The organism is Chryseobacterium sp. StRB126, assembly GCF_000829375.1.
In the GTDB taxonomy this organism is placed as follows: Bacteria; Bacteroidota; Bacteroidia; order Flavobacteriales; family Weeksellaceae; genus Chryseobacterium.
In genome coordinates this window covers 616,492-632,812 of record NZ_AP014624.1, presented here as the reverse complement: position 1 = coordinate 632,812, position 16,321 = coordinate 616,492, and the positions used below count along the sequence as shown (strand labels likewise).

Sequence of the window (16,321 nt, the reverse complement as noted above, 5' to 3'; positions counted from 1 at the left end):
TAAATCAGGGAGAAAAAGATGATGCCTACAGAGTTCAGCTATTGTGGGATTATCATGCTGTTCTTGATGTTGAAAGTCTTAATAAGGCCTGGAGACTTACCCAGGCTGCTTATCCCTCATTAAGGTTGAGGTTCGATTGGAACGGTGAGATTGTTCAGGTCATCAATAAAAATGGAAATGTAGACTGGCGCTATCAGGATATCAGTGATATGGCTGAAGCAGCTCAGGAAACATTCATTAAAGAAATTACTGCAAAAGACCGTTTTGAAGGATATGATCTTTCCAAAGGGAACCTTTTCAGAGTGTACCTGTTTAAACGTTCAAAAGACCAATATACTTGTCTGTTCAGTAATCATCACGCAATCCTGGATGGATGGAGCATACCTGTTATTCTGAACAGTATTCATACAAATTATCTTAATCTTACCAAAGGTCAGGAGATTGCTGTTGTACCAGACCATGCTTATACAGATACCCAGAAATACCTTCGGGATCATAAAGAAACAGCCAGAGGGTTCTGGAACACCTATATGAAGTCTTTGGAGGATCAGGAAGACTTAAGCGGATTAATTAAAACATCTCAGAGACATATTGATTTAGGGACATACCGCCATATCCAGGATCATCAACAGGTAAAAATGACGATCAGCGGAGATAAGTATAATTTGCTTAAAGGCTTTACAAAGACCCACGGATTAACCGTAAATGCTATACTACAATATCTATGGCATCAGCAGTTGAGAATCTATGGAGGTCTTAGTACAACGGTTGTAGGAACAACGGTATCTGGACGAAGCCTGCCGGTAGATGGAATTGAATTGTCTGCAGGGTTATACATCAACACATTACCATTAATCATTACCCATGAGGAAGGAAAAGTAGTTGATCATATCAAAGAAATTCAGAACAGAATCAGTGATATTAATACACATAGTGATATTAACCTGGCAGAACTTCATCATGATGGACGAAGAATTTTCAGCAGCTTATTTGTGTTTGAAAACTATCCTGTACCTGACGGAGAAGATCATGATGAACTTGGTTTTGTTTTCAGAGATTCGGTGGAGAAGCTGGATTATCCTCTGGGTGTTGTGGCATTTGAAAGAGGAAATGAAGTTTCATTCTCCTTAAACTACGAGGGTCATCTGTTTGAAAAAGAAACGATGAATCAACTGATGGAAGGTATGGAAACCATCCTTGATCAGATTATTGATAATCAAAATATAACAACAGGGCAAATTTCTCTTTTAACTGAAAAAAAATATAGAAATCTTACAGAGGACTGGAATAATACATGGGTTTCCATTTCTTCGCAAAAGACCATTCATCAGCTATTTGAAGATCAGGTTTCAGAAACCCCTGATCATACGGCATTGATATGTAAAGATATAGAGCTGTCTTATCAGGAACTGAATGCACGTTCAAATCGTTTAGCTAACTATCTCACAGGGAATTATAATATTAAACCGGATGATCTGATCCCTCTTTGCCTGGACCGTTCAGAACATATGCTTATTGCCATTCTTGCAGTAATGAAAGCGGGAGCAGCTTATGTACCGATAGATCCGTCATATCCTGCCGAAAGAATACAGCATATTTTAAAGGATACAAACCCCTTATTGGTTCTTGCTCAGGAAAGTACACAAGAAATCATAACTCAAAATACAGAAGGAAACCTGGATGTCTTATCTCTTGACAGCCTGTCTTTCAACAGCATACTTGCAAGGATGAATACCAATAATCCTCTTACTGAGGTTAATGACAGGAATCTTGCTTATGTGATCTATACCAGTGGAACCACGGGTATGCCTAAAGGGGTGATGATAGAACATAAAGGAGCGGTTAATTTAATTCATGACCTTTATCCACGTTATGGTTTAAACAAAACTGATGTTATCCTTCAGTTTGCGAACTATGTTTTCGATGCTTCAGTAGAGCAGATATTACTGGCTGTATTAAATGGAAATACGCTGGTATTGATAGAAAGTCAGAAGCTTTTACTCAACGAAGAGGCTTTTGTAAAAACATTAACGGATCATAGCGTTTCTTATATCCACCTTACTCCTTCCGTACTGCAAAGTATTGATGTAACTAAGGTGAAGAGTTTACGTATACTTAACTCAGGTGGGGAAGCTTTACCTACAGATTTGCATAACAAATTAAAAGATGGAGCATTTAAGTTGGTGAATTCCTATGGCCCTACTGAAACTACTGTTACCTCACTTGTTAATACCAATTCCAACGTAAACAATATCGGAAAAGCAATTGCGAATACCAGTATTTATGTTCTTGATTCTTATTATCGTCCTGTACCTGTAGGTGCCATTGGAGAACTTTATATTGGTGGAGCAGGGGTTGCCAGAGGCTATTTGAATCGTCATGAACTCACTTTGGAACGCTTTCTGAAAAACCCTTTCCAAACGGAAGAGCAAAAAGAAAAAGGTGAAAACGGGCGCATCTATAGAACCGGAGACCTTGTGCGTTATCTGCCTTCCGGAGACCTTGAATATATTGGGAGAAATGACTTCCAGGTAAAAATCCGTGGGTATAGAATAGAGCTGGGTGAGATTGAGAACAGGCTTCAGGAATATCCGGACGTGAAACAATCGGTTGTGTTGGCTAAAGAAAATAAGACAGGTCTTAAATACCTTGTAGGGTATTATGTTTCAGATTCTTCAATAGAGTCGGGACTTCTTACTACATTCTTATCACAGACATTACCGGAATATATGGTTCCTGTAGCATTTGTGCATCTTAATTCTTTGCCATTAACGATCAATGGAAAACTTGACCGAAGAAGCCTTCCGGAACCTGAATTTACAGCAGGAACGGATTATACAGCACCTGAAACTGAACTTCAAAAACAATTATGTCAGATCTATGCTCAGGTTCTGGGTTTAAATTCAGCAGATATAGGAATTTATGATGATTTCTTCAGATTAGGAGGAAACAGTATCATGGCGATCAAACTTATCAGCAAGATTAAGCAGGTTCTTGGTATCAGGGTAGAAGTAGCGGCTATTTTCAGCCACAAAACGATTGCTTCTTTGGCTGATGTATTAGCCGATGGAACTCAGCCTGAAGAACAGGTTGCCATTACCCCTGTAAAAGTAAATTCTCCGGAGGAACAAAGATTATCATTTGCCCAGGAAAGGCTTTGGTTTATAGAGACTTATGAAGGCGGAAGCAGTGCCTACAACATTCCAATGACGGCAATTCTGGATGAAAAAACAGATATTTCCGTACTGAAGAAAGCTTTTGAAGCGGTTATTAAACGTCATGAAGTGCTGCGCTCTGTCATTAAAACAACAGAAGATGGTGTAGGATATCAGATTGTTACTGATACTATGCCTGAATGGAAAGTGACCGAAATAAGCAAGAGAGAAGACCTAGAAGAAGCCATAAACAAATGTGCCAATAAGATCTTCCGGCTTGAGACAGAAATTCCTATTGAAATAAACATTTTCAGATTCGAAAACCAATATTATCTGTCAGCAGTCATTCACCATATTGCCTTTGACGGATGGTCTACGGATATATTCCTCAAAGAAATTCAGACGATCTATCAAGCTCTTCTCAATAATGAAAAGCCTCAGGGGCTTTCTGATCTGCCTGTACAGTATAAAGATTATGCTTTATGGCAACGTGATTACCTTGCTGGGCAACGTCTTGAAAAACAGATTAACTACTGGAAAGATCAGCTTCACGATTTCCAGAATCTGGATCTTCCGACTGACTTCAGAAGACCTTCCCAGATTTCTTACGAAGGAGAAAATCTATATTTCAGCTTAGATGAAGAACAGAGTGAAAAACTGAGAACTTTATCTAAAAACCTTGGAATAAGCCTGTATTCAGTCATGTTAGGAGGCTATTATCTGATGCTTTCTGCATATTCAGGACAGGATGATATTGTGGTAGGAAGTCCTATCGCCAACCGTCATCATGCAGGGCTGGAAGATATCATTGGATTCTTTGTCAATACATTGGCATTGAGAGAAACATTAGATCCCAAACAAAAGCTTAAAGAGTTCCTTCTTCAGGTTTCAAAATCAGTTACCGAAGCACAGTCTCATCAGGACTTGCCATTTGAGAAGCTGGTAGAGGAACTTGGAGTAGAGCAGGATACCTCAAGACATCCGGTTTTCCAGGTGATGTTTGGTCTTCAGAATTTTGGAGGGGATTCTTCTCAAAATAATCAGAACAAGCTGTTTTATCCTTTTGATGGAGAAATAGACTATCAGGTGGCTAAATTCGATCTGACGACCATGATTGATGATGGAGAAGACCATATCAAAGGAATGTTCAACTACGCTAAAGCCATTTTCTCAAAAGAAACGACAGGCAATATGATCCGTTCTTATGAGTTTTTACTGGAGCAGATAGCAGAAGGTGATGCTCAGAATGAAATGACTCTTTCCGAGTTGAATCTGGTCCCTCATGTTCAGTATAAAAAATTAACAGAAGAATGGAATGCGACTTATAAAGCATATCCATCAGAAATAACAATCCATCAGCTTTTTGAAGATCAGGTGAAAAAGACTCCTTCTCAAACAGCTTTGGTGTATCAGAATATCCGTTTCTCTTATCAGGAGTTGAATGAAAAAGCCAATCAGCTGGCTCATTATCTGAGTGATAACTATGCGCTTCAACCGGATGATCTGGTACCAATATGCCTGGAGCGATCTGAAAATATACTGATCGCCATTCTTGCCATACTAAAATCAGGAGCAGCTTATGTTCCGATGGATCCGTCCTATCCTTCAGACAGAATACAGCATATTCTTCAGGATACTCAGACAAAACTGGTGATCGGACAGGAAAGTACAGCAGAAAAACTGAAAAATACACCTGTTGAGGTTATTTCTTTAGACGATATCAATCTTAAAGCAAAACTTGAAATAGCATCATCTGAAAATCCTGTTACCCAGGTAAGCGCCAATAATCTTGCCTATGTAATCTATACCAGCGGAACAACAGGATTGCCAAAAGGAGTAATGATTGAACATTCAGGGGTGATAAACCTCATTGAATCAATGATAAAGGCTCACCAACTTCAAGAATATCAGGAAGTAGGATGCTACTCCAACTATGTATTTGATGCCTTTGTATATGAAGCATTCCCGGTATTATGCAATGGAAATACCTTGTGGTTATATAGCAATGATCTCAGAACCTCAGTAGGAGGGCTTAATGAATATATCAAAGAAAATAATATTGAAGTTTCCTTTATTCCGCCTGTTCTGTTAAGAGAAGTGGTAGAGAATGGAACGAACCTGAAACTCATATTTGCCGGAGGAGAAAGTTTTCCTGCTCTGGATAAAAATATTGATGATATTATTTTTGTGAATGAGTATGGTCCTACAGAAGGAACAGTCTGTGCAACACTTCATTACTATAAAGAAGATAGAAATCCATTGAATATTGGTGCCCCGATTGCCAATACCTATGCATATGTTCTTGATCAGCAAAATCGATTAGTTCCTGTAGGAGCTGTAGGAGAATTGTATATTGGAGGAGCGGGTATCGCAAGAGGTTATCTGAATCGTCCCGAACTAACGGAAGAACGCTTTATTTCAAATCCTTTTCAAACCTCTGAACAAAATGAAAAAGGGGAGAACGGAAGATTGTACAAAACCGGAGATTTGGTACGCTGGTTACCAAATGGTGAGCTGGAATATGTGGGCAGAAATGACTTCCAGGTGAAAATCCGCGGCTATCGTATCGAATTAGGAGAGATTGAAAGTACTTTACTGGGATATTCTGAAGTCCGTCAGGTTGCTGTATTGGCCAAAGAAAATAAAGCAGGATTGAAATATCTGGCTGCTTATTATGTTTCTGATGCGGCTATAGATTCAGAACTGCTTTCAGAATACCTATCGGCATCTCTTCCTGAATATATGGTTCCTGGTGCTTTTGTGCATTTAGTTAAATTACCAGTAACCATTAACGGGAAATTAGACCGAAAAGCTCTTCCGGAGCCGGATTTTACAGGCAGTAAAGAATACACAGCTCCGGAGACCTTCCTTCAGAAACAGCTTTGTCAGGTTTATGGCGAAGTATTAGGATTAGATGCAGACTCCATCAGCATTCATGATGATTTCTTCAGATTGGGGGGAAACAGTATCATGGCCATTAAGCTGATCAGTAAGATTAAACAGGCTTTACAGCTACAGGTAGAAGTTTCAAAAATATTCAATCATAAAACCATTGCTTTATTATCATCCGTTTTATCAGATGAAACTCAGGGTAATCAACAGATAAATATTGCCCCTGTAGAAGTTAATATTCCTGAAGAGCAGAGTTTATCTTTTGCCCAGGAAAGATTGTGGTTCATTGAAAATTATGAAGGCGGAACCAGCGCTTATAATATTCCAATGGCCTTCCTTTTAGATAAAAATACAGACATTACGATCCTTTGCAAAGCTCTGGATGCTATTGTAATGCGTCATGAAGTGCTTCGTTCTGTTATTCGCATGACCGATGAAGGAAAGGGTTGGCAATTGGTAATGAATGATATTCCAGCCATTCATCATAATGAGGTGAAAACAATGCAGGAGCTAGAAGAAAAAGTGAGTTGTGCAGCCAATAAGATTTTCCGTTTGGAAGAAGAATTACCTATAGATATCAACATCTTCAAGCTTGAAGAAAGTTATTATTTATCAGTAGTGATTCATCACATCGCATTTGACGGATGGTCCACAGACATCTTCTTAAAAGAATTAATCAGTATTTACAATGCTATTAAAGAAGGGCAGCCACACGAATTGCCTGCCTTAAAGATTCAATACAAGGATTTTGCACTATGGCAGCGTAATTATCTTACAGGAGAAAGACTTGAACAGCAAATAGGCTACTGGAAAAACAAACTTAGCGGATTCCAAAATCTTGATCTGGCAACAGATTTCAAGAGACCGGCTCAGATATCCTATGAAGGAGAAAATATCTATTTCGGCCTTGATACGGAGCAAACCCAGAAGTTGAAAAATCTGTCAAAAGATCTTGGAGTAAGCTTGTATAGTATTTTGTTAGGTGGATATTATTTAACACTTTCCGCTTATTCCGGGCAGGATGATATTATTGTAGGAAGTCCTATTGCGAACCGTCATCATGCAGGTCTTGAAGATATGATCGGGTTCTTTGTCAATACACTGGCACTCAGAGAAACTATTGATCCGAATCAACAGGTAAAAGACTTTATTTTACAGGTTGCCCAATCGGTAACAGAGGCACAATCTTATCAGGATCTTCCTTTTGAAAAACTAGTGGAAGAATTTGGGGTAGAGAAAGATACTTCAAGACATCCTGTATTCCAGGTGATGTTTGGACTTCAGAGTTTTGGGGAAGAGGTTTCTCAACCGGAAAATGAAACCACATTGCTATATCCTTTCAATGGAAATATTGATTATCAGGTAGCTAAGTTTGATCTGACGACCATGATTAACGATATCGGCCATAGCTTACAGGGAATGTTCAACTATGCGAAATCTGTTTTCTCAAAAGAAACCGTTCAGAATATGCTGAATACATATCTGTTCCTGCTTGGTCAGATCGCAGAAATCAATGATACAGAAAGCCTTGCTATATCCGAATTGGATTTGATTTCTGAAGAACAGAATACAGCAGTTTCTAAGCTGTTGTCTTCCGGCGTTCACTATCCGAGTGATACTACCATTCATCAGTTATTTGAAACGCAGGTTGAAAGAACACCAGATCATACAGCTGTTGTCTATCAGGATGTAAGATTATCTTATCGTGAGCTTAATGAACGTTCCAACCGTTTGGCGAATTATCTTATTGAAATGTATGATATTCAGCCTGATGATCTCATTCCTCTGTGCCTGGAGCGTTCCGAAGAAATGCTTGTGGCTATTCTGGCCGTGTTAAAATCCGGAGGAGCTTATGTACCGATGGATCCATCATATCCTGCAGACAGAATCAAACATATTCTTTTGGATACAGGCGCAAAAATTGTCATCACACAAGCAGGTTCAGAACTTAATGTTCTTGAAGCTTGTGGAGACACTACTTCCATGCTTATTTTAAACGATCCTAAGCTTGAAACTGTTCTTAAAAACAGCAGCATTGAGAATCCGGTTACTTCTGTGGCTTCTGGTCATCTGGCGTATGTAATCTACACCAGTGGAACAACGGGAATGCCAAAAGGAGTACTGCAGGAACACCGCAATGTAGCGCGTTTATTCAGTGCCACCGATCATTGGTATCAGTTCAATGACAAGGACGTCTGGAGCTTATTCCATTCCTACGTATTTGACTTTAGTGTATGGGAAATCTGGGGAGCGTTGTTCTATGGTGGAAAATTATTAGTTCCATCCTCTGAACAGACCAAAGACACGAATTTATTCTTCAGCTTATGTATGAAAGAAGGCTTAACGGTACTCAACCAGACTCCAACTGCATTCTATCAGTTTATTGATACCGCACTTCAAAGAGAAGAACAGTTAACAAACCTTCGTTATGTTATTTTCGGAGGAGAAGCGCTAAATCTGGCTTCTTTAAAACCTTGGTATGAGCGTTATCATTCTGCACCAACACTCATAAACATGTATGGAATTACAGAGACTACCGTCCATGTAACCTACAAGAAACTGAGTGCAGAAGACCTGGATAAAGTTTCATTGATCGGAGAGAATATTCCAGATCAGGGTATGTATATCCTTGACAAACACCTTCGAGCAGTTCCAGTAGGCGCTGTAGGAGAGCTTTATGTAGGCGGAGCGGGAATTGCCAGAGGCTATCTGAATCGTGAAGAGCTCACCGCAGAACGTTTCATCAGCAACCCTTTCCAGAGCTTGGAAGAGAAGAATCAGGGAAGTAATGGAATCCTGTACAAAACAGGAGACTTGGTACGCTACCTTGCCGATGGTGAGCTGGAATACATCGGAAGAAATGACTTCCAGGTGAAGATCCGCGGATACAGAATTGAGCTAGGAGAGATTGAAAACAGGCTTCAGGAATACCCTGAGGTAAAACAAGCCGTTGTTTTAGCCAAAGAAAACAAAGCCGGACTGAAATACCTTGTTGGATATTACGTATCAGAAAAAGCGAATGAAGTAAACGATCTTACCGCATTTTTATCAGAGGTATTACCAGAATATATGGTTCCTGCAGCTTTTGTTCATTTAACATCATTACCGCTTACTATCAACGGAAAGCTAGACAGAAGAGCGTTACCTGAACCCGAATTTACAGGAGGCAGAGAATACACAGCCCCTGAGACCGAATTACAGGAGAAATTATGCCAGATCTATGGTGAAGTCCTTGGACTGGATGCTTCAGGAATCGGTATTCATGATGATTTCTTCAGATTAGGAGGTGATAGTATTATCAGTATTCAGCTTGTCAGCAGAATCAGACAAAGGCTTGATATAAGAGTAAGTGTTAAAGATATTTTTACCACCAGATCAGTCCTGAAACTTTCCGAATTAATGGAAAGCAAGGCTAAAGAAGAACAAACTCAGATTCTGACGGAACAAGGTCAGCTTACCGGAAGTTTATCCTTTTTACCTATCCAGGAATGGTTCCTTAATTTGGTTGAAGAAGGCTATGTAGGAGATCTTAATCACTGGAATCAATCTTTCCTGATTACTGTTCCTGAACTTAATACGGAATTACTGAAACAAAGTATAAAGCTGCTTATTGAAAAACATGATGCCTTCAGAATCTATTATCCAAAAGAAAATAATACCTATACTCAACAGTACGGAATAGAGCATATACCGGAAATTAAAGATCTTGATATTTCAGGAATGTCATCAGAAGACCTTTCCAAAGTATTCACAGAATGGCAGTCTCATTTTGAGATAGAAAAAGGACCTTTATTCCAGATTGGATATGTTCATGGGTACAAAGATGGAAACGCAAGAATCTTCTTTGCATTACACCATTTGATTATTGATGCTGTAAGCTGGAGAATTATTACGGAAGATCTGAAAAATATATACCAGACGCTGGAAAAAGGAAATCAGCCTGAAGCATTTGTAAAAGGAAGCAGCTACCGCCAATGGACTGAGGCTGTAAAAGGATATCTTCTTGATAACTCCGAAGCCAGAACCAAAGAACTTGCTTACTGGGCTCATACAGCTGGAAATGTTGCGAAAAACAATGATATTTTAGCTGAAATATCTTCTGAGGATTATCATTTTGCAAACCTTAGTCTGGAAGAAAGCTATACAGAAAAGCTGATTAGAGAGATTCATCATGTTTATCATACTCAGATCAACGATATCTTATTATCTGCTCTTGCTTCTGCACTTTCAGATCTTACCGGAACATCAGGACATGCCGTTCTTCTGGAAGGTCACGGCCGTGAAGAGGTGTTCAATAATCTGGATATTACAGAAACGGTGGGATGGTTTACTTCCATGTATCCATTACTGCTGCAAACCGGGAAAGATGTAAAAGATACGGTGGTTTTAACAAAAGAATCGCTGAGAGGTATTCCAAATAATGGAATTGGGTATGGCAGTCTTGTAGGATATACTGAACAGGCACTTCCAAAAATCAGTTTCAACTATCTTGGGCAGCTTGACCAGGAAGAAAATACAGGCGAGAAAACCTGGTATATTTCAGGGGAAAACAGTGGAAATTCCATGGGTGATAAAAACCGAGACAGTTATATCATTAGTGTCAACGGAGCCATTGCCGACGGACAGCTTCGCTTTGGAATATCAGGGTATCTTTCACAGGATCAGGTAGATCTGCTTACTCAAAAATTCGAAGAATATATAAAACAGATTGTTGATGAATTAACAACAGAACAGAGAACCTGGTTAACACCATCAGATACAGAGAATATCGTTGCTAAAGATCAGCTGATGTATATTCAGGAATCCGGAGCAGTAGAAGGTGTATATCTTGCTAACAGCTTACAGGAAGGTTTTGTGTATCATGCATTGAATCAGGGAGATACTGATGATGCCTACCGTGTACAACTGGTGTGGGATTATCTTTCTGAAATGAATCTTGAAAAGCTGAAAGAAGCATGGGTATATACTCAAAATCAGCTTCCTACATTAAGACTGAGATTTGACTGGAGTGAAGAGATTGTTCAGATCATTGACAAAAAAGGAACTCTTGACTGGCGTTATCACGATCTGAGTGAAATGAACAAAGATCAACAGGAAGATCTGATTACGGAACTTACTCAGAAAGACCGTTTCGAAGTATACGATCTTGCAAAAGGAAGTCTTTTCAGAATATATTTATTCAAACGTTCAGAGAAGCATTATACCTGTCTGTTCAGTAATCATCATGCCATTCTTGATGGATGGAGCATGCCTATATTCCTTACACTTATTCATGAGGCTTATTTAAAACTCATTAAAAATCAGGAACTTTCTCCGGCACCGGATGAAGCGTATGCAGAAGCCCAAAAGTATCTTCAGAACCATAAAGATTCAAATTCTGACTTCTGGAAAGGCTACATGGGACTCCTTGAAGACCGTGAAGATATAAGCGGTTGGATCAAAGATTCGAAGAAGCATATTGACCTGTCCGAATATAAGCAGATTGTAGATCACCGCTCCATAAAAATGTCGATTGGTGGTGAACAATACCAAAAATTGAAGAAACTTACGGCAAAGAATGGGTTTACCATCAATGCTGTACTTCAATACTTATGGCACAAACAATTGGCGATTTACAGTGGAACTCAGTCTACGGTGGTAGGAACTACAGTTTCCGGAAGAAGTATTCCGGTAGATGGCATTGAATCATCAGTTGGGTTGTATATCAATACCTTACCGTTGATCGTGAGCCATACCGAGGGTAAAGTAGCAGATATTATTTCAGAAATCCAAAACAGAATCAGTGAACTTAATACCCATAGTAGTGTAAATCTTGCCAGCCTTCAGCATGACGGACGCAGAATTTTCAGCAGCTTGTTTGTATACGAAAACTATCCGGCTCCGAAAGGCGATGAGGATAATGAATTGTCATTTGTATTTAAAGGCTCTGTAGAGCGCCTGGATTATCCATTGGGTATCGTAGCTTATGAAGCGGGTGATGAGGTTTGGCTAAATATCAGTTATGAAGGGTATCTGTTTGAAGAAAGCATGATACAGCAATTAATCAGTGGAATGAACACTGTTTTGGATCAGATCCTTGAAAATTCAGAAATTTCATCCGAACAATTATCTTATCTGACCCAGGAAGAATATAAAACAGTTTCCAAGCTGTGGTCTTCCGGCGTTCACTATCCGAGTGATACTACCATTCATCAGTTATTTGAAACCCAGGTTGAAAGAACACCAGATCATACAGCTGTTGTCTATCAGGATGTAAGATTATCTTATCGTGAGCTTAATGAACGTTCCAACCGTTTGGCGAATTATCTTATTGAAATGTATGATATTCAGCCTGATGATCTCATTCCTCTGTGCCTGGAGCGTTCCGAAGAAATGCTTGTGGCTATTCTGGCCGTGTTAAAATCCGGAGGAGCTTATGTACCGATGGATCCATCATATCCTGCAGACAGAATCAAACATATTCTTTTGGATACAGGCGCAAAAATTGTCATCACACAAGCAGGTTCAGAACTTAATGTTCTTGAAGCTTGTGGAGACACTACTTCCATGCTTATTTTAAACGGTCCTAAGCTTGAAACTGTTCTTAAAAACAGCAGCATTGAGAATCCGGTTACTTCTGTGGCTTCTGGTCATCTGGCGTATGTAATCTACACCAGTGGAACAACGGGAATGCCAAAAGGAGTACTGCAGGAACACCGCAATGTAGCGCGTTTATTCAGTGCCACCGATCATTGGTATCAGTTCAATGACAAGGACGTCTGGAGCTTATTCCATTCCTACGTATTTGACTTTAGTGTATGGGAAATCTGGGGAGCGTTGTTCTATGGTGGAAAATTATTAGTTCCATCCTCTGAACAGACCAAAGACACGAATTTATTCTTCAGCTTATGTATGAAAGAAGGCTTAACGGTACTCAACCAGACTCCAACTGCATTCTATCAGTTTATTGATACCGCACTTCAAAGAGAAGAACAGTTAACAAACCTTCGTTATGTTATTTTCGGAGGAGAAGCGCTAAATCTGGCTTCTTTAAAACCTTGGTATGAGCGTTATCATTCTGCACCAACACTCATAAACATGTATGGAATTACAGAGACTACCGTCCATGTAACCTACAAGAAACTGAGTGCAGAAGACCTGGATAAAGTTTCATTGATCGGAGAGAATATTCCAGATCAGGGTATGTATATCCTTGACAAACACCTTCGAGCAGTTCCAGTAGGCGCTGTAGGAGAGCTTTATGTAGGCGGAGCGGGAATTGCCAGAGGCTATCTGAATCGTGAAGAGCTCACCGCAGAACGTTTCATCAGCAACCCTTTCCAGAGCTTGGAAGAGAAGAATCAGGGAAGTAATGGAATCCTGTACAAAACAGGAGACTTGGTACGCTACCTTGCCGATGGTGAGCTGGAATACATCGGAAGAAATGACTTCCAGGTGAAGATCCGCGGATACAGAATTGAGCTAGGAGAGATTGAAAACAGGCTTCAGGAATACCCTGAGGTAAAACAAGCCGTTGTTTTAGCCAAAGAAAACAAAGCCGGACTGAAATACCTTGTTGGATATTACGTATCAGAAAAAGCGAATGAAGTAAACGATCTTACCGCATTTTTATCAGAGGTATTACCAGAATATATGGTTCCTGCAGCTTTTGTTCATTTAACATCATTACCGCTTACTATCAACGGAAAGCTAGACAGAAGAGCGTTACCTGAACCCGAATTTACAGGAGGCAGAGAATACACAGCCCCTGAGACCGAATTACAGGAGAAATTATGCCAGATCTATGGTGAAGTCCTTGGACTGGATGCTTCAGGAATCGGTATTCATGATGATTTCTTCAGCCTTGGAGGAAACAGTATCATGGCCATCAAATTAATCAGTGCTATCAAACGAACTCTGGATATGCAGGTTGGGGTAGCCGTGATATTTGGCCATAAAACGGTAGCCTCACTTTCAGAAGCGTTAAATGATCAAAATAATATTGATGAACAGGTTACAATTATTCCGATAAAAGTAAATATTCCTGAAGAGCAAAAACTATCATTTGCTCAGGAAAGACTTTGGTTTATTGAAACTTATGAAGGAGGAAGCAGTGCCTATAACATTCCTATGACTGTTCGTCTGAATGAAAAAACAGACCTTTCAATAATAGGGAAGGCACTCGAAACCATTGTAATACGACATGAAGTATTACGAACCATTATCCGTTCAACAGACGAAGGTAAAGGATATCAGTTGATTCTTGACCAGGTTCCGACCATTCATTTACACGATGTAGATACTAAAGAGGAACTGGACGCGGAAATCAACAGAGTTTCCAATAAAATCTTCCGTCTGGATGAAGAACTTCCTATAGAAATTAGCATTTTTAGGTTAGGAGACCACCATCATTTGTCTGTTGTGATTCATCACATAGCATTTGATGGTTGGTCAACGGATATTTTCTTAAAAGAAATACAAATAATTTACAATGCCCTTATCAAGGGTGAAGAGCCTCAACTTCCGGAAGTTAAGGCACAATATAAAGACTTTGCGTTGTGGCAGAGAAATTACCTTTCCGGAGAGCGACTTGATCGTCAGGTAGACTATTGGAAAACAAAACTGGATGATTTCCAGACCCTGAACCTGCCTGTAGATTTTAAGAGACCTCATCAGGTTTCTTATGATGGAGAAACCATTCATTTTGTACTGCCTCCGAAAGTAGCTTACGGCTTGAGAAAAACATCTAAAGATCTGGGAGTAAGTTTATATAGTGTGATGCTTGGAGGCTATTATCTGATGTTGTCTGCTTATTCCGGTCAGGATGATATTGTAGTAGGAAGTCCTATTGCCAACAGACATCATGCAGGTCTTGAAGATATGATTGGGTTCTTTGTGAACACATTGGCCTTAAGAGAAACCATTGATGCAGAGCAAAATCTTAAAGACTTTATTCTTCAGATCGCTCAGTCCGTAATGGAGGCGCAGTCTCATCAGGATCTTCCGTTCGAAAAACTGGTTGAAGAACTCGGTGTAGAGCAGGATATGTCCCGTCATCCGGTATTTCAGGTGATGTTTGGTCTTCAGAGTTTCGGAAGAAATACTGATGATACAGAGGTATTATTCCATCCTTATGAAGGAGATACGGATTATCAGGTGGCTAAGTTTGATTTGTCTACTATGATTGATGATGGAGAAGAAACCATTCAGGGAATGTTCAATTATGCCAAGACAATTTTTGCAAGAGAAACAGTCAATAATATGATTGATTCTTATCTGTATCTGCTTGAACAGGCATTTGGTAATGACATGAACCTGGAAACGATCCAGCTATCCCACCTTCGTTTAATAACAGAAGATACTGGTAAAAAAATGATGGAAGAATGGAATGCAACAGAAGGATTTTATCCTTCTGATATAACCATTCACAAGTTATTCGAAAAACAGGTTGCCAAAACTCCGGATTATATTGCAGTAGTGTATCAGGACGTAAGATTATCTTACCATGAACTTAATGAACGTGCCAATCGCTTGGCCAATCATCTTATTGAAACTTATGGTCTTCAACCGGATGATATTGTTCCATTATGTCTGAACCGTTCCGAGCACATGTTGATTGCCATCCTGGCGGTATTAAAATCCGGAGCCGCTTATGTGCCGATGGATCCTTCATATCCGGCAGACAGAATAGAGCATATTCTTCAGGATACGGCAGCTAAAATCATTCTTGCAGAAGAAAATACATCAGAAAAAATAAAGAATACATCAGCAGAAGTTATTTCACTCAATACAATCACTTTCCAGGCAATTCTTGAAACGGTGTCTTCAGAAAATCCTGTAACAGAAGTGAAACCTGAGAATCTGGCTTATGTAATTTATACCAGCGGTACTACAGGACTTCCAAAAGGAGTAATGATTGAGCATAGAAGTGTAGCCAACTTAATAGAGCAGGAAGCTAAAGAATTTGGTCTGAAATCAGAATCAGTTCATAAAAACTGCCTGTGGTACGCTAACTATGTATTCGATGCCCATGTTTGGGAATTATATCCAGCCATTACGCATGGACACAGTATTTATATTCTGGAAAAAGACAAGCAAACGGATCTTGCTGCTTTACAACAGTATATAGAGGAAAATAATATCAGTATTGCGACTATACCACCGGTACTTCTTACAAAAGATCATATTCTTCCTTTAGAAAAAATGGTGGTGGCAGGAGATGTTACTAATCCTCAGGTAATGAAACTGTATAAAGAACAGGGAGTAGATCTAATCAATGCCTATGGACCTACAGA

At 39.6% G+C, this 16,321-nt stretch carries 1 protein-coding gene (cut by both window edges); it reads left to right on the top strand.

All 16,321 nt of this window come from inside a single coding sequence — locus CHSO_RS02750, non-ribosomal peptide synthase/polyketide synthase, on the top strand. Of the gene's 44,241 coding nucleotides, 10,936 precede the window and 16,984 follow it; the stretch shown corresponds to coding positions 10,937-27,257, spanning codon 3,646 (partial) through codon 9,086 (partial); the first codon wholly inside the window starts at position 3. The start codon and the stop codon both lie outside this window.